Consider the following 20996-nt stretch of genomic DNA (forward strand, 5'->3'; position numbering starts at 1 on the left):
AGTTGGCCGCGCCGCTTACAGCGACGTGCCTTTGACGAAGAATTCCTTGCGGCCGCGCATCGTCTCGATGCGTTCGACGAGCAGCGCAAGGTCCGCGTCGGAGTCGAACGGGTTCAGGTGTTCGGCGTTGACCGTCAGCACCGGCGTGCGGTCGTAGTGGTAGAAGAATTCGTTGTATGCGTCGCACAGCGCGCGCAGATACGCATCGGAAATCTGCAGTTCCATTGGCACCGCGCGCTTCTGGATGCGCGCGAACAGCACCTCGGGGCTCGCCTGCAGGTAGACGACGAAGTCAGGCGCCGGCGCGCTGACGTCGAGGCGGGCGGCAAGCGCGCGGTACAGTTGCCACTCGTCGTCCTGCAAGATCAGACGCGCGAAGATGTCGTTTCGCTGCGTGATGAAGTCGGCGATCAGTGGCGTGCCGCTCGCCTGCGCGGCGTTCACTTCCTGCGCCTGCTGCGCGCGTTGCAGCGCGAAATGCAGCTGCACGGGCAGCGCATAGCGCGTGGTGTCGCGATAGAAGCGTTCGAGAAACGGATTGTCTTGCGAGCGCTCGAACAGTTCGTGCATCGACCAGCGCTGCGCGAGGCGCCGCGCGAGTGAGGTCTTGCCGACGCCGATCGGCCCCTCGATCGCGATATAGCCGAACGGCGGGCGCAGCTGCGGCGCGGTGACCGTGAGCGGCGTCGAACTCATTCGCAGCGGCCTTTTTCGGCGGAAGTGCCGCTCAGCGCATTGAGCATCGGGCACTGGCAAAGCGACTTCACCTTCTCGATGCGCTGCTCGCTGACGCTGTCGAGCAGCGCGGCGGCCCGGCCATGTTGCGGTATGACGATCGCCGCGTCGATCTCGACGAGCGGCACCAGCGCAAACGCGCGCTCGACGAGGCGTGGATGCGGCACGATCAGATCGGCTTCGTCGATCGATTGATCGCCATACAGCAGGATGTCGAGATCGAGCGTGCGCGGCGCATTGCGGAACGGCCGCTCACGGCCGAACTGATGCTCGATCTTGTGGCACAGCGCGAGCAGATGCCGCACGGGGAGCGTCGTTTCCAGTTTCACGACGCAGTTGAAATAGTCGTCGCCGCCCGCGTCGATCGGGGCGGTACGATACAGGCTCGATTTGGCGAGCACGGTGATGGTGTGCTGTTGTGCGAGGCACACCACCGCGTCTTTCAGGGTCTGGCGCGCGTCCCCGAGGTTCGCGCCGAGGCCAAGATAAGCAACCGTCATGGCATAACTTCCTGCAACTATCGGTTTGACGGCTTTTCCGCGAACGCCGGGTCAGTCTTCGTGCGAGCCTTCAAGGCCCGCGTCGTTGTCCGTGCGTTCGGCGGACGAGCCGCCCTCCACTCCGTCACCTGATTTGCGGCTTCTGGCGCCACCGCGCCGCCGTCGTTTTCTTGGGCTCCGGTCCTTCCCGCCTTGCGTGAGCAATGTTTCGCGCGCGACGGAGTCTCCTTCGATGAACTCCGTCCACCACGCACCGACCGACTCGTCGAGTTCGCCCGATGCGCAGCGCAACAGGAGGAAATCATACCCCGCTCTAAATCTTTGGTGTTCGAGCAGCTTCAGCGCGCTGCGGCCCGAGCGTTTTTCGAGGCGCAGTTGCAGGCCCCAGATCTCGCGCATGTCGGCCGAAAAGCGCTTGTGAATCGCGAGCTTTTCGGTCTGCATGTCGAGCACTTCGTCCATCGCGCGATGCAGCGCGGGCACTGGATACTCGCCTTCGGCCTCGAACTTCTGCCAGCGCTGCTGCACGTCGTGCCACAACAGCGTCGCGAACAGGAAACCCGGCGAGACCGGCTTGCCGGCGAGCACGCGTGTGTCGGTGTTGGAGAGTGCCAGCGAAATGAATTTTTCGCCGGTCGGCTGTTCGAGCACGACGTCGAGCAGCGGCAGCAGCCCATGATGCAGGCCTTCCTGGCGCAGCCGTTTCAGGCACGCGAGCGCGTGGCCCGACAGCATCAGCTTCAGCATTTCGTCGAACAGTCGCGCGGCCGGCACGTTGTTGATCAGATCGGCCATCTTCTCGATGGGTGCGCGCGTGGCGTCGTCGATGTCGAAGTCGAGTTTGGCGGCGAAGCGCACGATGCGCAGCAGGCGCACCGGATCCTCGCGATAGCGCGTGGCCGGGTCGCCGATCATGCGCAACAGGCGCGCGCGCATGTCGGCCATGCCGTTGTGATAGTCCAGCACGGTTTGCGTGGCCGGATCGTAGTACATCGCGTTGATCGTGAAGTCGCGGCGCGTGGCGTCCTCGTGCTGCTCGCCCCACACATTGTCGCGCAGCACGCGCCCGCTTGCATCGACCGCATGGGTGCGGCGGTCGAGCTCATCACGCTTCAGGCGCTTCGGCGGCGGCGCGTCGGCCGCGGGCGGATCGACCAGCGCGCGGAACGTCGAGGTTTCGATGATTTCCTGGCCGAACTGCACGTGCACGATCTGGAAGCGCCGGCCGATGATGCGCGCGCGGCGGAACAGCTTCTGCACCTGTTCGGGCGTCGCGTCGGTCGCGACGTCGAAGTCTTTCGGCTTCACGCCGAGCAGCAGGTCGCGCACCGCGCCACCGACGATGAACGCGCGGAAGCCCGCCTGTTGCAGGCCCTCTGTCACGCGGATCGCGTTGCGCGAGATCAGCGTGGGATCGATGCCGTGCACGTCGTGCGGAATGATGACGGGGACGTCCGGTTCGCGCGGCGCTTGCGCGGCGGCGGCACCGGCGGGCTTGCGACGCGGCCGCGCGGTTGTGCCGGAAGCGGTCGTGCCGGAAGCGGACTTGCGGCGCGCCGGCGGATTGCCATTAGCGTTGCTGTCGGCGCTGGCCTCGGCATGGGGGTCGGCGGAGAGCGTGTCGTCAGCGGTCGCCGAGTCCTGGCCGAATAGCTTGCGGATGAGTTTCTTGATCACGAGGGTTGGAAAAGTTCGAGGATGCGCCAGCCTTTGGCCTGCGCATGGGCACGCAACGTGTCGTCCGGATTGGTCGCGATGGGATCGGTGACTTTATCGAGCAGCGGGATGTCGTTGTGCGAATCGCTATAGAAATAGCTGTGCTCGAAGTCGCTCCAGCTCTTGCCGAGCGACGCGAGCCACATTTCGGTGCGCACGATCTTGCCCTCCTTGTAGCTCGGCGTGCCGGTCGGGCGGCCGGTGTAGGCGCCGTGCGGCTCGCCGCCGACCGTCTCCGCCTCGCACGCGATCAGCGTGTCGACGCCGAACGCTTGCGCGATCGGCCGCGTGATGAACTCGTTGGTCGCGGTGACGACGCAGCACAGGTCGCCCGCTTCGCGATGCTGTTTCACCAGCTCGAGCGCCACCGGCTGAATGGCCGGCGTGATGACCTCGTGCATGTACTGCGCGTGCAAGTCGGCAAGCTGCGCGCGGGTGTACTTCGCGAGCGGCGTCAGCATGGCGATCAGATAAGCGTGAATGTCGAGCTTGCCGGCCTTGTAGTCGGCGTAGAAGCGGTCGTTGTCACGGGCGAAATTTTCGGCGTCGACCATGCCTTTTTTCACCATGAAGCGGCCCCATTCGTGGTCGCTGTCGGTGGGAATGAGCGTGTGGTCGAGATCGAAGAGTGCAAGATTAGCCATGGGGGCCTATTTTACTTGAAGCGGGAAGGGCGGCGTATGAACCCGGCGCGGCGGCGGGGTCGGGCGACGCGAGCATCGTGCGCAACAGCGGCAGCGTGACCGCGCGCTTCTGTTCGAGCGAGAAGCGATCGAGCGCGTCGAGCAGCGCCATCAGGCTCGGCATGTCGCGGCGAAAGTGCGTGAGCAGGTAGGCCGGCACGTCGTCGGCGAGCATGATGCCGCGCTCGCGCGCCGCGCGTTTCAGCACCGCGGCCTTCGCGTCGTCGGGCAGCGGCGCGAGATGAAACACGAGACCCCAGCCGAGGCGCGTGCGCAAATCCTCGCGCACGGTCATGCCGATCGGCGCCGCGTTGCCCGCGGCGACGAGCGCGGTGGTGGGATGCGCGCGCACTTCGTTGAACAGGTTGAACACGGCGATCTGCTGCGCGGCAGACAGCGCGTCGCAGTCGTCGATCGCATAGAGCGCGACGCGCGGATCGAAGCCGAATGCGGCGAGGCTGCTCTGCGGACCGGCAAAGCGCGCATGTCCCGGCGGCGCTTCGTGGACGAGCGCCTGCAGCAGGTGCGTGCGGCCGCTGCCGGCTTCGCCCCAGATGTAGAAGGTGCGATCGGCGACCGGCCCGGCGGCGAGCGCGTTGTCGAGCTCACGCAGGCGCGTGACCAGCTCGGCGTTCGCGCCGGCGAAGAAATTGTCGAATGTCGATGGCGGCGGGGTGCCGAGATCGAGCGTCAGTTGACGAAGCACAGTAGGTTAATGCCGAAAATGAGGCTCAGGCCGCGAATGGCCCGGACCTCGGCGCCTGGAACGTCGCCAGGCGGTCAGTTGTCGTAAAGCGTGCTCGCCGGAACGTGAGGCCGCGCGTCGCGAAGCGCGGCGGGACGGAACTTCGCGGGTAGGCGACGCCGGAATCGGGGGCGTGCTGCAAAGTCGTTTCCAGGATCCCGTCGGAACGCGCGAATTCCAGCCAGCCGGCCAGCATCGGGTAAAATCGCATTTTACCGACCTTCGAGCGTTTCCCCATGAATCAACCGAAATCCGCCCAGCATTCAACCGATTCGGCCCAAGGTTTGTCGTATCGCGACGCCGGCGTGGACATCGATGCGGGCGACGCCCTCGTCGACGCCATCAAGCCCTTTGCCAAGAAGACCCTGCGCGACGGCGTGCTGGGCGGCATCGGTGGATTCGGCGCGCTGTTCGAAGTGCCTAAGAAGTACAAGGAACCGGTGCTGGTGTCCGGCACCGACGGCGTCGGCACCAAGCTGCGTCTCGCGTTCCAGCTGAACAAGCACGACACGGTCGGCCAGGATCTGGTGGCGATGAGCGTCAACGACATCCTCGTGCAAGGCGCCGAGCCGCTGTTCTTCCTCGACTACTTCGCGTGCGGCAAGCTCGACGTCGGCACGGCGGCGACCGTCGTGAAGGGCATTGCGCAGGGGTGCGAGCTGTCGGGCTGCGCGCTGATCGGCGGCGAAACCGCGGAAATGCCGGGCATGTACCCGGACGGCGAATACGATCTGGCTGGTTTCGCGGTCGGCGCGGTCGAAAAGAGCAAGATCATCGACGGCAGCAGGATCGCTGCGCGCGACGTGGTGCTCGGTCTCGCGTCGAGCGGCATCCATTCGAACGGCTTTTCGCTGGTGCGCAAGATCATCGAGCGCGCCAATCCGGATCTGAACGCGGACTTCGACGGCCGGCCGCTCGCCGACGCTCTGATGGCGCCGACGCGCATCTACGTGAAGCCGCTGCTCGCGCTGATGCAGCAGATCGAGGTCAAGGGCATGGCGCACATCACGGGCGGCGGCCTCGTCGAGAACATTCCGCGCGTGCTGCGCGAAGGTCTGACTGCCGAGCTCGATCATCGCGCGTGGCCGCTGCCGCCGCTGTTCTCGTGGCTGCAGAAGCACGGCGGTGTTGCCGATGCGGAAATGCACCGTGTGTTCAACTGCGGTATCGGTATGGCGGTGATCGTGTCGGCGGCGGATGCCGCAGCGGCGATCGGTCTGCTGTCCGCGGCGGGCGAGCAGGTCTGGAAGATCGGCACGGTCCGTGAAAGCGCGGCGGGCGAAGCGCAGACGGTCGTGGTCTAAAGATTGACAAGGGTTCGCGTGGCGTGCCGCAACGGTGCGCCGCGCGAGCTTCGAGTCCCTTGCTTCACATCCCCGCTTTGAATCCACCGCTTTAAATCCCGGCTTCACACCCTCTGATTCGCCCACGCTGATCGGCGCCTCAAACCAGCGTCTCGATCAACTCCATCACCCGCGCCGTTGCGTGCGGATCGCAGCAATCCACCACCTGTCTTTCCGGCATGCTGCGTAGCCACGTGAGCTGCCGCTTGCAGAGTTGCCGCGTCGCGAAGACGCCCTTGTCGCGCATGGTCCGATAGTCGACCGCGCCATCGAGGTATTCCCACACCTGCCGATACCCGACGCAGCGCATCGACGGCATGTCGGGCAGCAGGTCGCCGCGCGCGCGCAGCCGCACCACTTCATCGACGAAACCGTGCGCGAGCATCGAATCGAAACGCTGCTCGATGCGCGCGTGCAGCACGCCACGCTCGGACGGCTCGAGCGCGACCGGCACGAAGCGCCAGGCCGACGCGGCGTCGGTGCGCGCGGGCGCGGCGAGCAGCGTCGACATCGGCTGGCCAGTCAGCATGAACACTTCGAGTGCGCGCTGGATGCGCTGCGAATCGTTCGGCGCGAGACGGGCGGCCGTGACCGGATCGAGCGCGGCGAGCCGCGCGTGAAGCGCAGGCCAGCCGTCGCGGGCGGCGTCGGCGTCGAGTGTCGCGCGTACTTCGGCATTGGCGGCGGGCAGGTCATTGAGTCCCTGTGTGAGCGCCTTGTAATACAGCATGGTGCCGCCGACCAGCAGCGGCAGTCGCCCGCGCGCATGAATCTCGCCGACGAGCCGCAGCGTATCGGCGCGAAACTGCGCGGCCGAGTACGAGTCGGCCGGATCGACGATATCGATCAGATGATGCGGCGCTATCGCCCTTTCTTCCGCTGTCGGCTTCGCGGTGCCAATGTCCATCTCGCGATAGACGAGCGCCGAATCGACGCTGATGATTTCGACCGGCCGCCGCGCGGCCAGCGCGAGCGCGGCGGCGGTCTTGCCGGACGCGGTCGGGCCGAGCAGGCATGGGACGGGGGTAGGGCGAGACATCATGGGCAAGCGGGCGCGTGGGGCGCAACGGAGTGATTCAACGCGGCGCGTTACTGCCCGCGCATGAATAGCCGATCGAGATCGGCCAGCGTCAGCTGATACCAGGTCGGACGCCCGTGGTTGCACTGATCGGCGCGCTCGGTCGCTTCCATCTGGCGCAATAGCGCGTTCATTTCGTCGAGCGTCAGACGCCGGTTCGCGCGCACCGCGTGATGGCACGCGAGCGTGCCGAGCAGTTCGTGCTGACGCTCGGTCAGCACGCGCGAGCCGCCAAACGCGTGCAGATCGGACAGCACCGCGCGCGCGAGCGCTTGCAGGTCGGCGTCCTTCAGCAATGCGGGGACCGCGCGGATCGCGAGCGTGGTGGGCGACAGCACCGCGAGGTCGAAGCCGAGCGTATCGAGTGTGTCGCGCTCTTCTTCGACCGTGCCGATTTCGACCGGGTCGGCTTGCATCGTCTGCGGGATCAGCAGCGGCTGCACGGCGATCGCGCGGTCGGCGAGCGCGTTCTTGAATTGTTCGTACAGGATGCGCTCGTGTGCGGCATGCATGTCGACGATCACGAGTCCGTGCCGGTTCTGCGCGAGCACATAGATGCCGTGGACCTGGCCGAGCGCGAAGCCGAGCGGCTGGTCGTCGGTGGCGTCGAAAGCGGGGGGCGTCGGGCGCGACGCGAACGGCGCTGCATCGTACGGCGAGGTCGTGTCGGTTGCAGAGTCGCGTGCCTCGAACAGCGACGCGCCTTCGACGCGGCCGGCCAGCGGATCCTTGCGGCCGAACAGCGCGTCGTAACCCGCTAGCGGTTGCGCAACCGGCAGCGTGCCTTGCGTCATGCGCGCCTCGCGCATCCACGTGTTGCCCGGCTGCGAGCCGCCGAAGCCGCTGAATCCGCTGCCGCCGCCAAAGCCGCTACGGCTTCCCGCGCCGCTCGAAAGACCCGCGCCCGCACCGATGCCGTCGCCTACGCCGCTCGTGCCACCCAGCGGCGCCGAACCGAATGAAGCCGGTCCGCCGGCCGACGGCTCCAGATGCGCGGCATGCCCGCCCGCCGTCGTTTCCGGCGACGCGCCCGCATGCCGCGCGAGCGCGCGCTGCACCGCATGGAATACGAACTGATGGATCGAGCGCGAATCGCGGAAACGCACTTCGATTTTCGACGGGTGCACGTTCACGTCGACGCCTTCGGCCGGCAGATCGAGAAACAGCACGTACGATGGAAAGCGTTCGCCATGCAGCACGTCTTGATACGCGGCGCGCACCGCGTGAGTGAGCAGCTTGTCGCGCACGAAGCGGCCGTTGACGAAGAAAAACTGCTGATCGGCGCGGCCGCGGCTCGCGGTCGGCAGACCGGCGCAGCCGTAGATCGCGAGCGGACCGGCGGCTTCGTCGAGCGGCAGATGGGCGGTCGCGAACGTCTCGCCGAGAATCTTCGCGACACGCGCGGGCGGCTCGCTCGCGTTCCAGTGTTCGACGGCCTTGCCGTTGTGCAGCACCGAAATCGCGACGTCGGGCCGCGCGAGCGCGGCGCGGCGGATCTGTTCGAGGCAGTGGCCCAGTTCGGTCTGTTCGCTCTTCAGGAATTTGCGGCGCGCGGGCGTGTTGAAGTACAGCTCGCGAACTTCGATCGTCGTGCCTTGCGTGCCGGCCGCGGGGCTCAGCACGCCGGTCTGCTCGTCGATGCGCACCGCGTGCGGCACGTCGGCGGTGCGGCTCGTGATGCTGATCTGCGCGACCGACGCGATCGACGCCAGCGCTTCGCCGCGGAACCCGAGCGTCGCGACCGCTTCGAGCTCGGCAAGCGAGCGGATCTTGCTGGTCGCATGGCGCGTCAGTGCGAGCACGAGTTCGTTCTCGGGGATGCCGCAGCCGTCGTCGGTGATCGAGATGCGTTTGACGCCGCCTTCGTCGAGCAGGATGCGCAGCGTCTGCGCACCCGCGTCGAGCGCATTCTCGAGCAGCTCCTTGACCACCGACGCCGGCCGCTCGACCACTTCGCCGGCGGCGATCTGGCTGATCAGTTGATCGGGGAGGGGCTGGATTGCGCGCATCGGACGCGGCACGGGCGCCGCGCTGGGGGCGTCGGACGATGCGGCCGCGGCGCCCGCAGGCGTTTCGGAGAATTCGGACATGGCGAAATTATAGCGACTCGGCGCACGCGGCCCGCGCATGCGCCTCACCAGTACATTTTTAATCGATCCGAGGCACTTTCTGTATCATGTCGCGGTCAGTTCGCAGCGGTCGGCCCGCCGCTTGCTGCCCCTGTTCCAGGGGCGCCCGTCGGCCGTTTTCCCTCTACGCATACACTGGTCTAAAAGGACGTTCCTTGGATACGTTGCTACATTTCGCCAACCTTGTCCTGCACATCGACAAGTTTCTCGGGGACTTCATTCATATCTACGGCGCCTGGGTCTACGCGGTGCTGTTCGTGATCGTGTTTGCCGAAACGGGGCTCGTGGTTCTGCCGTTTTTGCCGGGCGATTCGCTGCTGTTCATCGGCGGCGCGTTCTGCGCGACCGGGCAGATGCATCTCGGACTGCTGATCCTGTTGCTGCTGGTGGCGGCGGTCGTCGGCAATACGACCAACTATCTGATCGGCCGTGCGATCGGAGCGCGCGTGTTCAATTCGCACATTCCGGTGCTCGAGCGCTTTCTCGATCGCGCCGCGCTGCAGAAGACTCACAACTTCTATGAGAAACACGGTGGCAAGACGATCGTGCTCGCGCGTTTCATCCCGGTCGTGCGAACGTTTGCGCCGTTCGTCGCGGGCGCGTCGTCGATGACGTGGAGCCACTTCCAGATGTTCAACGTCGTCGGTGCGCTGCTGTGGGTGCTGCTGCTGACGCTGCTCGGCTACTTCTTCGGCAACATCCCGTTCATCCGTCAGTATCTGAACGTGATCGTGCTGGTCGGTATCGGCGCGGCGATCGTGCCGGTTGTGCTCGCCGCGCTGTGGAAGATGCTGCGCAAGAACGACGCGAACACGAGTACGCGTTGACGACCGGTCGTTTGCCGTATTCCGAGCCTTGAAAACACCAAGGCGTCGCGAATCTCGCGACGCCTTTTTTAATGCCGCCGTGCCGATGCGGGCCGGGCCCGCGCGAAGGTTCGATCCGATCAATCGCGCGTGATCGCGCGCGGCGCGAGCGGCGTTTCCGGCGTCGGATAGCCGGCTTCCTTGAAGGTCTGCACGATCGCGCGATTGGTGTCGAAGTAGACCTGCCAGTAGTTCTGGTTGGACGAGTAAGGGCGCACGCACAGCAGCGGTCCTTCTGGCGTGAAGCTCAAGACCTCGATATCCGGCGCGGGGTTTTCGGTCACGTTCGGAATCTTCGCGACGGCGGCTTTCAAACGCGCGATCGCATCGGTCGGATCGACGCCATTGGCGATCTTGGCGGTTAGCTCGACGCGCCGGAACGGCAGCACGCTGTAGTTCGAGATCGTATCGGAGAAGATCTTGTTGTTGCCGATGATGGTCGTCACGTTGTCCGGTGTCACGATCGTGGTGCCGAACAGGCCCAACTCCGTGACGGTGCCGGTGACGCCCGCGGCCATGACGAAATCGCCGACCTTGAACGGCCGCAGCACCTGCATGAACACGCCGGCCGCGAAGTGCGCAAGCAGGCCGCCCCACGCAGTACCGATCGCGAGGCCGAGGCCGGCGAGCAACGCGGCGAACGACGTCGTCTGCACACCGAAGATTTGCAGGATCGCGAGGACGAGCAGCAGGTTCAGCAACCCGGCGAGAATCGACGCGAGGTAGTGGGCGAGCGTCGGGTCGACCCGGCCATTGCGTGCGAGCATCTTGCGCAACAGGCGGGAGATCAGCCCGATGACCCAGCGGCCGCCGATCCACAGCACGATTGCGCCGATGACCTCCGTGCCGATGTCGATGCCGCGGGTCATGACGAATGCACGTACGGTTTCGATATCCAAGATGTTTCCTCGTTATAGGTTGTCATCAACGGATTGAACGACGGTGGTGCCATGACCCACAGCGCGCGGTCTTCGGGAGTTATAGCCGACGGCGCCCGCATCTGCAAGGACCGTTCCTGCCCTGCTCGCGGCTGGTGATAGGTGGATTTGGCTTTACGGGGTATCGATGCGATACACACGCATTGCGTTGTCGTGCCACACCGCGCGAGCCGACGACTCATCGAGTCTTGCCAGCGCCTCGGCGAACGTCTGAATCAGCATGGAATAGGTTACCCGCAGACTGGCCACCGGAAAGTTGCTCGCGAACATGCAACGCCGCCACCCAAAGATCGCAAGCACTTCCTGGATTATTCGAACATTCTGTGCGGTGTCCCACGCCGAGTTGCGCAGCCCGAACTCCGACAGCTTGACGAACACGTTGGAATTCTCCGCCAGCGCTGCCATACCACGACGCCATAGCGCAAGTCCCTCGTCGGTACGGTCCCACGGCAGGCCGGCATGCTCGAGAATGACCGTCACACCCGGCGAATCAGCGACCAGCGCAGCTGCCTCCTCCAGATGCCAGAACGGAAGACGCAGGTCCCACGACAGTCCGTGCACCGCAAGCCGTTCCAGAGCGGCTGACCAGCCGGGATCGCTCAAAGTGCCGTGCCCGATTGCGCGCGGATGGCCGGGGCCGCCTGTCGTCACCGGCTTGAAGCGGATTCCACGCACGAGCGGCCAGGCGGCCTGTTCCGCAAGCCGGTCGGAGGCGTCGCTCGCCAGCAGATCGACCCAAGCAACGATCGCCGAGGGCAGTCCGTCGCGGGCCACCGTGTGCAGCCATTGCGTTTCCGCGAGCGCCTGCGATCGGGCACACTCCGCCTCCACATGAACACTGGCGACAACGGGCGCGGGTTGAGTGACCTGGCGAAACGCCGCGACATCGAAATCGTTGCGCAGCGCTTGGTACGATCCCAGCATGAAGCGGTTCGGATCGTAGGCATCCTGCAGCCATGGATACTGCACGCCCGACGAGGAGAGCCGCCACAGGTGATGATGCGCGTCGACGATCGCGTCGGGCATCCGCAACATGGTTCGTGTCGACGGGTCAGACGCTGCTGAGCACATAGGACGCGTCCGGTTCACGTAGCGTTGGCAACGCCTCGACGAACTGCCAACGTTCGAGGTCGAGTTCCCGGACGAAGTCGTCCTGAAACGATACGAACGATGAACGACGGGCAGGGTGAAACGACAGAGCCGTGGGATTCGCAGGCAATCCGACCCGCTCCATCTCTTCGAGATGTTCGGCGTCGAACACGGAAATGGAGCGCTCGCCGGAATTCGTGAGCAGCAGCAGATCGCGCCCATCTGCGGCTTGCGTACGATAGATCCGGTTCGGATCGCTACGCGTTTTGACGCGGCGGCCGCAGGCCATCGTGGCGGTGTCGATTGCGACAAGCGTGTCGTCGCCGCGGTTCGCGACGTACAGCGTTTTCTCGTCGCTCGAAAGCGCATTTCCCTCGGGGCGCGGACCCGGCATGACGGCCACCGGAGTCACAGTCGCGTCGCGCGGATGAAACCGGGTGACCGTATTCGACAGCAGGTGAATTCCGTACGCCACGCTCGCATCGCGAGTCAGGGTCACAAGATGAGTCTTGACTCCGCCGGAAGGCAGCGCCATGTTCGGCACCTCCTGCTCGCGCGGACGATCGAATACGAGGAGCAGGTCGTCGGCCTCGCTCATCGCATACAGACGCCCCTCGCTGTCCGTCGCCATTCCGTGCGGCCGGTAGTGCGGCCACAGGTCGAGCATTCGCGTGAGCCTGCGCTCATGCAAATCGATCTCCGCTATCCGGTGATCTCCGCGGTGGCCGCGCGACCATGCGGTCTCGATCCCGAAGATGCCGACGTATGCGTAACGCTGTTCGGCATCGACGGTGAATTCGTGCGGAAAGTTGGGCAGAACAATGTGTTTGAGTGCCGCCTTGGTGGCGAGATCGTAGAAGCTGAAGGTGTGGGCGCATTTCTGTACCAGCAGCAGGATGTCGTTCATCGTGAATCTCCGTCATTTTCAAGGTTCGCCGCAGCGCACGGATTGGGCCGCCGCGCGCTCGTATCGGTCGTCGTCAAACATGCGGCGCGCGTTAGTCCTCGCAACGCCGCGGCAGCGTCAGGGACAGCAGGCCCGCCATCGCCAGCACGAAGGCGAGGCAGTACACGCCGGCGGCTGAGCTGACGTGCTGGGTCAGCAGGCCCACCGCGTAGGGTCCGCAGAAGCCACCGAGATTGCCAAGCGCGTTAATGAGGCCGCGCGCGCTGCCGGCCGTTTCGACGCTGCAGAGTTTCGGCGGAATCGCCCAGAACACGCCCGCGGCAGCCTGCAGGAAGAAGCCGCAACCGATCAGGAACGAGAACGAAACGAGCATCGTGGGGCGCGTCAGCACGGACAGCGCCAGACACGCGGCGAAGCCCACCAGCGGCAGCAGCACGAACAGGCGGCGCTTGCCGGTCAGATCGGACAGATATGACGTGGCGAACATGCCGGCGATCATCGCGACATAGGGGATCATCGCGAGCATACCGATCTTGCCCATTCCCGTGTGCGTGAGATCTTTCAGCAGCGTCGGCAACCACATCGTGTAGCCATAAATGCCGGCCTGGTAGCAGAAGTTGATCGCGATCAGCAGCCAGATCGTAGGATTGCGCAGGAGTGCGCCGAACGACTCCGCGCCCGGCGAGCCGGTCGCCTGCTTGCGCTCCTGCTCAGCGCGCAGTGCGTCGAGGATGTATGTCTTCTCCCGGGGCGACACCCAGCGAGCGGTCTTGGGACCGTCGTCGGCGAACGCGAGCCACACGCCGAGGAAAAGCACCGACAGCACCGCTGTGCTGAAGAAAAGATGACGCCAGTCGTAAGCGGCCAGAATGAAGCCGGACAGCGGCGCGGTAATGATTCCGGCCAGCGGAACGAACATGATGACCATCGCGTTCGCGCGACCGCGCTCGCGATCGGGGAACCAGTTGCTGACCATCGTGAGCACGACGGGCAGCATGCCGCCTTCTGCGACGCCGAGCAGGAAACGGAGCCCGAGTAGTTGCCACGTGTGAGTGACCAGACCCGTGAGCGCGGAGAGCAGCGCCCAGCTGACGAGCGACCACGCGATGAATGTCTTGCCGCTGCCGAGTGCCGCGCGCCGGCCCCCGGGAATCTGCAGAAACAGGTAGCCGAAAAAGAAGATGCCGCCGGCGAGGCCGGCCATCGTCGCATCCATTCCGAGGTCCGCGTTCATCCCGCCTGGCATCGCAAACGCGATGTTCACGCGGTCCATATACGAGATGATGCAGGCCAGTAGAAGCGGCGGAATCACGCGCAGCCAGCGGCGGCGAGGAATGGCTTCGCCGGCTTCATAGGGCGGATTGGCCGGGCTCAGGGTGGTCATGATGTCTCCAGTCTTTTAATGTTTGGTGTCGGCCTTCTGATGGGGACTCAGCGCCCCCAGCGCAGCACGAGCGGATCGAGCCGGCGTGCCGCGTCCAGAGTCACTCCACGATCTCGAACTGGTCGAGAAACTCGGTCTTCAACGTAAGGCCCAAACCGGGCACGTCGTCGCGCAGTTGCAGAAAGCCGTTTTCGGCGACGGGCTCGCCGTCGAAAATGTAGTAGAACAGTTCGTTGCCGACCTCGACGTCGAACATCGGGAAATACTCGCTCATCGGCGAGGCCAGTGTGCTCATCGTCAGGTGATAGTTGTGCATTTGCCCGGCGTGTGGAATCACAGGGACGCTGTACGCCTCGCACAGCGCGTTGATTTTGTGCGCCATCGTGATGCCGCCGACGCGGTTCGTGTCGTACTGGACGACGGACACGGCCCTGCGGTCAAGCAACTGCTTGAAGCCGTACAGCGTGAATTCGTGCTCTCCGCCGGAGATCGGAATGCTCGTCAGGCGGTTGAGCTCGGCATAGCCGTCGATATCGTCGGCGATCACAGGTTCTTCCAGCCAGCGTGGCTGATACTTGTCGAGCTTGGGCAACATCCGTTTCGCGTACTCGAGGTTCCAGCCCATGTAGCACTCGAGCATCAGGTCGTTGTCATAGCCGATCACCTCGCGGATCGCTGCGACCGACTTGAGGTTCTCGAGCACGCCCTGTTGACCATGATTGGGCCCATAGCCGAAGCGCATCTTGAACGCACGAAAACCCTGGTCGAGATAGCGCTGCGCTTCGGCCTGCATGTCCTTCAGGTCGGAGCGGTACAGCTTCGAGTAGTAGCACGGAATGCGCTCCTTGGTTCGTCCGCCAAGAAGCTTGAAGACAGGCTTGTCGACACTCTTGCCGAGGATGTCCCAGATCGCGATGTCGATCGCCGAAATCGCCGCCATGCCGACGCCCTTGCGTCCCCATGCGTGGGTTGCGCGGTACATGCGCTGGCTCAGGTACTCGTAGTCCCAGGGATCCTGGCCCATGACAAGCGGTGCGAGATACTGATCGATGATCACTTTCGCGACGTGCGGCGCGAGCGCCACGTTGCCCAGCCCGACGATGCCGGTGTCGGTTTCGACCTCGACAACCGTCCAGGCATGGAAGCGGAAGGTGCTCATGCTTTCCTGCGGCGCGTAGAGCATATCCATCGCGTTCGAGCAGAAGTTGCCCTGCGGCGGCACCGTCTTGCCTTTCCACTCGTAGACACGGGCACGCACAGACTTGATTTTCATTCGGATGTCTCCATTAGTTCGTTATGGTCAGAGAATCGAGAACCGCGTGCGCTCAGGCCGCGATAAAGTCGCGCCGGTGGGCGGTGCCCATGCGGCATGCGATCTGAAACGCTTGCCACGTCGCGCCGACGTCTGCACAGCCGCGTCCGGCGATGTCGTACGCGGTTCCGTGAGCGGGAGTCGTGATCGGCACGGGCAGACCGCCCTGCACCGTGACGCCGCGCGAAAAGCCCAGCAGCTTGATGGCAATCTGCCCCTGGTCGTGGTACATCGTGACGATCGCGTGATACTCGCCGGCCTGGGCCTTCAGGAAGATCGTGTCGGCCGGAAACGGCCCGTGAAAGGGCGCGTTGGTGGGCCAGGCCCTTGCCTGAAGCGCCCTTACCGCGGGAACGATCACGTCGACTTCCTCACGGCCGCAAACGCCGCCGTCGCCGCCGTGCGGGTTGAATGCCGCAATCGCCACCTTCGGCGCGCTGACATCGTTTGCGCGAAGGGACTGGTACATCAGTTCCGCTGCCTGCGTGATGCGCTCGACGCTCACGTAGCTCGCCGCATCTTTCAGAGGGATATGCGACGAGATGCGTGCGGTCCACAGGTCGCCGAGTGTGTTGAACTCGCAGAAGTAGCCGGTCACGCCGAGATACTTCGCGAAGTGATGGAGTTCGTCTTCGTGTTCCAGACCGCCTAGCTTCATTGCCCGCTTGTTAAGCGGCGCGAAGCAGATCGCGTCGACGTGGCCGGCAAGCGTGGCATCCATGCACAGGTCGAGTACGTGGAGCACGGAGCGGCCGCCCGCTGCGCGGGCTTCGCCGCTTACCACGTCGGCTGGATTCACGGTGTCGACGGCGACGAAGGCCGGCAGGCTTGTCGATGTGCGCAGGCGCGCATCGGCCAGCGAGTCGAGCGGCTCGACGTCCACTCGCACCCGCGCAATGCGCTGGCCGTCTTCCCACAGCCAGCGGTCGCCGACCAGCACGATGTTCGCGTGCGTGGTTGCATCAGGCCGGGCAAGCAGCTTCGCAATCAGCTCAGGGCCGATGCCCGCCGGATCGCCAAGCGTCAGCGCAATGACGGGGAGGCCGGAAATGGCGGTCATGCGTTGTCTCCCGCCGCAATGGACCGCGATTGCGCGGTCAGATGTTCGATTCGCATGGTGCGTCTCCTCATGGCGGCCGCGTTGCGGCCCGGTGTCGTTCAGGGTTCATACTAGGTAGACGTCACCACCCCGTAAATTGAAAACTGCTGATGAATTGATAACTGCAGGTAATCAGAATGGGTTCGATCGACAGACGGGACACGACGCCGCAACTGCTGAACCGGCTGCGAATGCGCCAGATTGCGCTGCTGCTCGCCGTCGAGGAATACTCGACGCTGCGCGGTGCCGCGGGTCAACTCGGACTCACGCAGCCCGCCGCGACGAAAATGCTGCACGAACTGGAAAGCGCCTTGGGGCAGCCACTTTTCGAGCGCGCGGGCCGCGGCTTGCGGCTCAATCCGGCGGGCGAGCGGGTACTCGGCTACTTCCGTGGAATACGCGGCAGCATGGAAGCTCTCAATCGTGAGCTGGCGGAATTGCAACTGGGCAGCGCGGGGCGACTTGCGATCGGCAGCATCATGGCGGCGACGCCTGGCCGACTGACCGAGGCGCTGGTGCAGTTGAAAGAGCGCTTTCCGCTGATGGCTGTCGAAATCGCGGTGGATACCAGCGACCGCCTGATGCCTCAACTGAACGAGGGCGTGCTCGAGGTTGTGATTGGTCGTGATGTCGGCGCAGGCAGTGAATCGCTGTTCCGCTCCGTCGATGACGAAGCCCTTGCGATCGTCGCTGGATGTGAGCATCCCCTTGCAGAGCAGCCATGCGTCGAGTTCGAGACGCTGGCTTCCTACCCGTGGATCCTCCAGCCGGCAGGCAGCCCTGCCCGCGAAGTCGTCGAGCGCGAATTTCAGGAGCACCACCGGCCGTTACCGCGCGGCCTGATCGAAACCGGCTCCATCCTGACGACGATGAGTCTCGTTGCGCGCTCGCAGATGCTGGGCGTCATTCCCGCAACGGTGGCGCAACGCAACGCGGAGCACGGACTCGTGGCCGCGATCGGCTATGCGTTCGCGCACAAGCTTCCCTCGTATGGGAGCATCGTGCGTCGCGACAGGCCATTGAGCGCGCCCGCAAGGCATTTTCTGGCGCTATTTCATGGCGATGCCTGACAGGCCCGCAGTGCCGATCGAGCGCGGCCGGCACGGCGTTCTGTCGTTGCCCTGTTCCGAACCGATACTACGTACACCTATTTGCGTCTTGAGGCTCTAGTGCCTAGTTGAAGCGATAAGAAATGCCGACCTGCAACGTCGGATACCATCGATAAGGCGACGCCTTGTCGCGCAGTTGCTGCAATCCGGTATTGATGATCTGCTGACTCATCTGCGGTCCCGCCGCCTGCGACAGTGCCGGCGACAGCGTGTACGAGGACTTCGGAATGCCGTACGCAACACCGAGATCGACCACGAGCCCCCAGCCTTTGGCTCTCGGGTGCAAGCCATAGCCGATGCCGAGGTAGGGCATCGCGCTCGGGTATCGCGCGCTCGCCGTCGCGTATTCGCCAGGAAAGGCTGGCGAGGCTTTACCCTCGAATACGTACATGCCGTTGGTCGGAACCGAGTTGCCGCTGACTTCGTTGTCGGTTAGACGCAGGCCCGCGGTCACGCGAAAGCCGCTGCCGGACCACGGGAACAGATCGCCGTACAGACCACCCTGGCGCAGCCGTATGCCGTCTTCGTAGCGGTTGCCGCCTACGTCGAAGTTGTGCGACAGATCGATCGCGTTGAAGTCCGCGTGCACGCCGAACCACGACGTGACGCTCCACGCCGCGCCAACCCCGATGCCTAGCGTGCCGCCTTGTAGATAGACCTCTTGCGCATGCGAGGTTTCGATCAGACACGGCAACGCCACTACCCAGATCACCTTTCCAGCTTTCATGGGCACCTCCTGAGCGAGGCAGCCCGATCGTTGCGGGACGCGCTCGCCGTTTTTCTCTCTTGTTTGTTTTCAGAACGCTCTAAGGCGTCGTGAAGTGATCATGTGAGCGGAGGGCGCAGACGGTCTGTGAGGTGGCGAACCATCCGGTCAAATGAATGGGGTCGGAGGGCGTGAAGCCGAAGAGATCTTTCGCATGCGGGAGTCGCTCCGCTGTGGCGAAAATACCAAATCAGGTTTGTTTCAATTTTGACGAGTCGCGCCGTGCGTTTATACGTGCGAGGATGAAATCGTCAATGTTCCTGACGTGAAGATCCAGACTTACGGGGGCTCCATGAGTAGCATTCCGCTTATCTGGGCAGCGGTGCCGCATAACAGCGACGGTGTTGTCTTTCAGATCCGGCTTGGCCGCGGACTTCAGCGTTTTCACGTGTCGCGGCGCGTGCTTGAGGATGTGTTCGAGCTCGAACGAAGATCGTCCGATGCGCGCCAACTCGAATTCTTCTACGTGCACGAGCAGCGAATCCTCGCGCGCGCCAGCGCAAAGCGTTCGACGGCCTGCTCGGCTACCGTTTCACTACAGGCCGCCGATTTCGGCGTGTCGAACGACAGGGAGCGTTGGACGAGGCCGAGCGGCATTGCGCACGGCCTCATTTAGTCGAACCGACGATTCGCCCGCCCCTGCAGTTCGACGCGCGATTGCCGGCGCGTTCAGGTGCGACGGGCGGTATGTCGCGACGGCCTCTACCCAGCAGCGTGCAAGAAAAAACGACCTGCCGGATCGCAGGTCGTTTGTATAGACTCTACCAGCCCGTTCAGGACTTCGGCACGAGTGCGACGCCGCGCAGCGCCTGGCCATACGGCGCGGTCTGCATCACGGTGAAGCCCTTCGCCGAAGTCACCGTCGAACCGCTGATGCTGACCGTGATCTTGACCAGCTGGTTCGAGTCGGCGCCCGCATCGAACGCGGTGCCGAGGCTGTTGCCGATCGTCGAGGTCACTGCGTAGATCGTGAACGAACCGTCGCTGTTGACCTGGCCCGTGAGGTTGCGCAAGCCGTCAGGCGTGGTCGTATAGCTCGCGCCCTTCGTACCATACACGCCGGTGGTGTCCGTCGCGGTGTAGGCCGTGCCGAGGTTCAGGCCCGTCGTCAGGTTGGCGAGCGGCTTCCATGTGCCGTTCTGGTTCTGATAGACCCACAGGCCACCGCTGCCGCTGACCTGGTCGCCCGCCGTGCCGTCGCCTTCGTCGGCGACGAACATGATCGACGGATTCGACGCGGGGATCCACATGCCGAACGGATACACGGTGCCGGTCACCTGGCTAGGCGACGTGAGCGCCGTCAGATTGGTCGCGAGGGCGGTCGGGAAGCCCGGCACGATCGTCGTCGCGGCGTTTTGCGGCAACTTCCCGCCATTGGCGAGCGCACCCGTCGCGCCCACCTGATACATGGTGTTCACCCCATTACCGCCGCTGCCCTTGGAGACATACATGGTGCCGTCCGGACCGACGAACAGGCCGCGGTAGTTGGCGTCCTTGCCGGTTTTGTCGGCGGCCGTTGCGGGCGTCGTCGGCAGACTGGTGATCGAGAATCCGAATTGATCGCCGGTCGAACTGCCGCCCGTGATCGAACCCATCGACGCCAGCGAGCACGCCGTTCCAGCCGGTGCGACCGTGTACGTGCCGGTGCCCGTACCCGACTGGAATGCGCCGATCACCTGCGTGAACGCGCATTGGCTGCCCGGAGCAATGCTTTGCACGCCGGTATCCATCGTCAGCATGTCGAGCTGCGCGGTAGTCGGCTTCGGATTCTTGCCCGAGTTGCCGGCATTGCCGACGATGTAGTACAAGCCGTTGACCAGCACCGCCGCGCGGCTGTTGTTGCCGGCGTAAGCGTTGGTGTTCGTGAACGACAGGCTGTTATCGGCGAAATTCAGCTGCGCGACGGTACGGTAGGTCGGCGTTGCGACGTCGGTATTCGTCGTGTCGACCACGCCCGGCGTATTCGTGTTCGAGATATCGACCTGGTCGATCGACGTGTTGTAGCCGGTGAAGGTCAGCGATTTCTGATCCAGCGACACGTTCAACGCGAGCTCCGACTTCGAGGCGAAGCTGGTGGCGAAATTCACGTTGCTTTTCGCGGCCTGGGCGGTGACATCCAGCGTTTGCGACGGGCTCGCCGCATTCGGTGCCCATTGATCCAGATACGCTTCCGACGTCACGCCGAAGTTGGCGTCGTTCGAATCGTTGGTGAACACGTTCGGAAAGCCGCCCGGCGTGACGGCCGTCACGGGCGATGCATTGGTGGTCGTGGGCGCCGCGTTATAAGGCAGCGTGCCGCTCACGACGTACGCCGGATCATAAGCCGTGCGCGAGACCAGCAGGTTGCCCGCCGCATAGTTGCTGGTGGAGGTCGGGTATTGCAACTCGCGAGGCTACAAACCACCTGCGGCACAAACATGAATGCGAAAATACAAAAGATTAAGAATGTGGCGGCGCGTGGGTGCTTTTTGATTGCGTGTTGTGTCGTTGGAGAGGGGCTGAAAGCGCCTGGACGGAACGCCTTTTTTGGGGAGGGCAGGAAGAGGCGGGCGCCGCGCGTACCTGTTTTGCGTGCGGAAAAAGAAAAGGGCTGACAT

The 20996-nt window shown here is 64.2% G+C and carries 20 protein-coding genes; 4 read left to right on the forward strand and 16 right to left on the reverse strand.

Going from position 1 to position 20996, the window contains the following annotated elements; all coding sequences use genetic code 11:
• Positions 1 to 15: 15 nt before the first annotated feature.
• The 5 genes from OKW43_RS16280 to hda are packed head-to-tail and all read right to left on the reverse strand — an operon-like array spanning position 16 to position 4340.
• On the reverse strand, positions 16 to 696 hold the full coding sequence (locus tag OKW43_RS16280; protein ID WP_187633861.1) for a deoxynucleoside kinase: 681 nt from the start codon (positions 694 to 696) through the stop codon (positions 16 to 18).
• Positions 693 to 1235 carry a 2-amino-4-hydroxy-6-hydroxymethyldihydropteridine diphosphokinase gene (gene folK / locus OKW43_RS16285; RefSeq protein ID WP_187633860.1) on the reverse strand — a complete coding sequence of 181 codons (543 nt, stop codon included), beginning with the start codon at positions 1233 to 1235 and terminating at the stop codon, positions 693 to 695. The genes OKW43_RS16280 and folK overlap by 4 nt, the downstream gene beginning before the upstream one ends.
• Positions 1236 to 1286: 51 nt before the next feature.
• A complete protein-coding gene (gene pcnB / locus OKW43_RS16290) occupies positions 1287 to 2912 on the reverse strand; it encodes a polynucleotide adenylyltransferase PcnB (RefSeq protein ID WP_187633859.1) in 1626 nt (541 codons plus the stop codon).
• Positions 2909 to 3595: an HAD family hydrolase gene (locus OKW43_RS16295; protein ID WP_187633858.1), complete on the reverse strand. Its 687-nt coding sequence runs from the start codon at positions 3593 to 3595 to the stop codon at positions 2909 to 2911. Before OKW43_RS16295 ends, pcnB begins: the two co-directional genes overlap by 4 nt.
• The gene (hda, locus tag OKW43_RS16300; RefSeq protein ID WP_187633857.1) at positions 3588 to 4340 is read right to left on the reverse strand and encodes a DnaA regulatory inactivator Hda; all 753 of its coding nucleotides are present in this window, start codon (positions 4338 to 4340) and stop codon (positions 3588 to 3590) included. Before hda ends, OKW43_RS16295 begins: the two co-directional genes overlap by 8 nt.
• 275 nt (positions 4341 to 4615) lie before the next feature.
• On the opposite strand from hda, the gene purM reads away from it, so the two are divergent.
• The gene (gene purM / locus OKW43_RS16305; RefSeq protein ID WP_429448443.1) at positions 4616 to 5683 is read left to right on the forward strand and encodes a phosphoribosylformylglycinamidine cyclo-ligase; all 1068 of its coding nucleotides are present in this window, start codon (positions 4616 to 4618) and stop codon (positions 5681 to 5683) included.
• Between the two features lie 139 nt (positions 5684 to 5822).
• On the opposite strand, the gene miaA is transcribed toward purM, so the two are convergent.
• Together miaA and mutL are read right to left on the reverse strand one after the other, a co-directional pair.
• Entirely contained in the window at positions 5823 to 6764 is a 942-nt protein-coding gene (gene miaA, locus OKW43_RS16310) for a tRNA (adenosine(37)-N6)-dimethylallyltransferase MiaA (RefSeq protein ID WP_429448445.1), read from the reverse strand.
• Between the two features lie 47 nt (positions 6765 to 6811).
• Positions 6812 to 8890 (reverse strand): DNA mismatch repair endonuclease MutL, encoded by a 2079-nt coding sequence (mutL, locus tag OKW43_RS16315; protein ID WP_429448447.1) that lies wholly within the window; start codon positions 8888 to 8890, stop codon positions 6812 to 6814.
• A 194-nt stretch (positions 8891 to 9084) separates the two neighbouring features.
• Between mutL and OKW43_RS16320 the strand changes: the two genes are divergently transcribed.
• Positions 9085 to 9756 (forward strand): VTT domain-containing protein, encoded by a 672-nt coding sequence (locus tag OKW43_RS16320; RefSeq protein WP_187633853.1) that lies wholly within the window; start codon positions 9085 to 9087, stop codon positions 9754 to 9756.
• 119 nt (positions 9757 to 9875) lie between these two features.
• On the opposite strand, the gene OKW43_RS16325 is transcribed toward OKW43_RS16320, so the two are convergent.
• From OKW43_RS16325 to OKW43_RS16355, 7 genes are all read right to left on the reverse strand, one after another.
• Positions 9876 to 10694 carry a mechanosensitive ion channel family protein gene (locus OKW43_RS16325; protein ID WP_429448450.1) on the reverse strand — a complete coding sequence of 273 codons (819 nt, stop codon included), beginning with the start codon at positions 10692 to 10694 and terminating at the stop codon, positions 9876 to 9878.
• Between the two features lie 153 nt (positions 10695 to 10847).
• On the reverse strand, positions 10848 to 11804 hold the full coding sequence (locus OKW43_RS16330; protein ID WP_429448452.1) for an amidohydrolase family protein: 957 nt from the start codon (positions 11802 to 11804) through the stop codon (positions 10848 to 10850).
• On the reverse strand, positions 11785 to 12729 hold the full coding sequence (locus OKW43_RS16335) for a YncE family protein (RefSeq protein ID WP_429448454.1): 945 nt from the start codon (positions 12727 to 12729) through the stop codon (positions 11785 to 11787). The genes OKW43_RS16330 and OKW43_RS16335 overlap by 20 nt, the downstream gene beginning before the upstream one ends.
• A gap of 91 nt (positions 12730 to 12820) precedes the next feature.
• The gene (locus OKW43_RS16340; RefSeq protein WP_429448456.1) at positions 12821 to 14113 is read right to left on the reverse strand and encodes an MFS transporter; all 1293 of its coding nucleotides are present in this window, start codon (positions 14111 to 14113) and stop codon (positions 12821 to 12823) included.
• Between the two features lie 100 nt (positions 14114 to 14213).
• Positions 14214 to 15386, reverse strand: a complete 1173-nt coding sequence (locus OKW43_RS16345) for an L-rhamnonate dehydratase (protein ID WP_429448458.1) — start codon at positions 15384 to 15386, stop codon at positions 14214 to 14216.
• Positions 15387 to 15438: 52 nt separating this feature from the next.
• Entirely contained in the window at positions 15439 to 16485 is a 1047-nt protein-coding gene (locus OKW43_RS16350; RefSeq protein ID WP_429448460.1) for a 4-hydroxythreonine-4-phosphate dehydrogenase PdxA, read from the reverse strand.
• Positions 16486 to 16595: 110 nt separating this feature from the next.
• The gene (locus OKW43_RS16355) at positions 16596 to 16820 is read right to left on the reverse strand and encodes a hypothetical protein (protein WP_429451834.1); all 225 of its coding nucleotides are present in this window, start codon (positions 16818 to 16820) and stop codon (positions 16596 to 16598) included.
• On the opposite strand from OKW43_RS16355, the gene OKW43_RS16360 reads away from it, so the two are divergent.
• The gene (locus OKW43_RS16360) at positions 16716 to 17594 is read left to right on the forward strand and encodes a LysR family transcriptional regulator (protein ID WP_429451691.1); all 879 of its coding nucleotides are present in this window, start codon (positions 16716 to 16718) and stop codon (positions 17592 to 17594) included. The genes OKW43_RS16355 and OKW43_RS16360 overlap by 105 nt on opposite strands.
• Before the next feature lie 103 nt (positions 17595 to 17697).
• On the opposite strand, the gene OKW43_RS16365 is transcribed toward OKW43_RS16360, so the two are convergent.
• On the reverse strand, positions 17698 to 18360 hold the full coding sequence (locus OKW43_RS16365) for a hypothetical protein (protein WP_187633845.1): 663 nt from the start codon (positions 18358 to 18360) through the stop codon (positions 17698 to 17700).
• Positions 18361 to 18691: 331 nt separating this feature from the next.
• On the opposite strand from OKW43_RS16365, the gene OKW43_RS16370 reads away from it, so the two are divergent.
• Positions 18692 to 19015, forward strand: a complete 324-nt coding sequence (locus OKW43_RS16370; protein WP_187633844.1) for a hypothetical protein — start codon at positions 18692 to 18694, stop codon at positions 19013 to 19015.
• 157 nt (positions 19016 to 19172) lie between these two features.
• Here the strand turns inward: OKW43_RS16370 and OKW43_RS16375 are convergent, their stop codons facing one another.
• Positions 19173 to 20783: a hypothetical protein gene (locus OKW43_RS16375; RefSeq protein WP_429448463.1), complete on the reverse strand. Its 1611-nt coding sequence runs from the start codon at positions 20781 to 20783 to the stop codon at positions 19173 to 19175.
• Positions 20784 to 20996: the final 213 nt, after the last annotated feature.

Origin of the sequence: Paraburkholderia sp. WC7.3g (assembly GCF_050436345.1) — a bacterium.
GTDB classification, from domain to species: Bacteria; Pseudomonadota; Gammaproteobacteria; order Burkholderiales; family Burkholderiaceae; genus Paraburkholderia; species Paraburkholderia podalyriae.

Excerpts from the sequence above, each read along its gene's own strand:
- miaA (WP_429448445.1), bottom strand. The coding sequence starts at position 6,764 with ATGATGTCTCGCCCTACCCCCGTCCCATGCCTGCTCGGCCCGACCGCG.
- OKW43_RS16295 (WP_187633858.1), bottom strand. The coding sequence starts at position 3,595 with ATGGCTAATCTTGCACTCTTCGATCTCGACCACACGCTCATTCCCACC.
- OKW43_RS16370 (WP_187633844.1), top strand. The coding sequence starts at position 18,692 with ATGAGTAGCATTCCGCTTATCTGGGCAGCGGTGCCGCATAACAGCGAC.
- OKW43_RS16360 (WP_429451691.1), top strand. The coding sequence starts at position 16,716 with ATGCGCCAGATTGCGCTGCTGCTCGCCGTCGAGGAATACTCGACGCTG.
- mutL (WP_429448447.1), bottom strand. The coding sequence starts at position 8,890 with ATGTCCGAATTCTCCGAAACGCCTGCGGGCGCCGCGGCCGCATCGTCC.
- OKW43_RS16345 (WP_429448458.1), bottom strand. The coding sequence starts at position 15,386 with ATGAAAATCAAGTCTGTGCGTGCCCGTGTCTACGAGTGGAAAGGCAAG.
- OKW43_RS16335 (WP_429448454.1), bottom strand. The coding sequence starts at position 12,729 with ATGAACGACATCCTGCTGCTGGTACAGAAATGCGCCCACACCTTCAGC.
- OKW43_RS16350 (WP_429448460.1), bottom strand. The coding sequence starts at position 16,485 with ATGACCGCCATTTCCGGCCTCCCCGTCATTGCGCTGACGCTTGGCGAT.
- folK (WP_187633860.1), bottom strand. The coding sequence starts at position 1,235 with ATGACGGTTGCTTATCTTGGCCTCGGCGCGAACCTCGGGGACGCGCGC.
- OKW43_RS16365 (WP_187633845.1), bottom strand. The coding sequence starts at position 18,360 with ATGAAAGCTGGAAAGGTGATCTGGGTAGTGGCGTTGCCGTGTCTGATC.
- OKW43_RS16340 (WP_429448456.1), bottom strand. The coding sequence starts at position 14,113 with ATGACCACCCTGAGCCCGGCCAATCCGCCCTATGAAGCCGGCGAAGCC.
- purM (WP_429448443.1), top strand. The coding sequence starts at position 4,616 with ATGAATCAACCGAAATCCGCCCAGCATTCAACCGATTCGGCCCAAGGT.
- OKW43_RS16280 (WP_187633861.1), bottom strand. The coding sequence starts at position 696 with ATGAGTTCGACGCCGCTCACGGTCACCGCGCCGCAGCTGCGCCCGCCG.
- OKW43_RS16330 (WP_429448452.1), bottom strand. The coding sequence starts at position 11,804 with ATGTGCTCAGCAGCGTCTGACCCGTCGACACGAACCATGTTGCGGATG.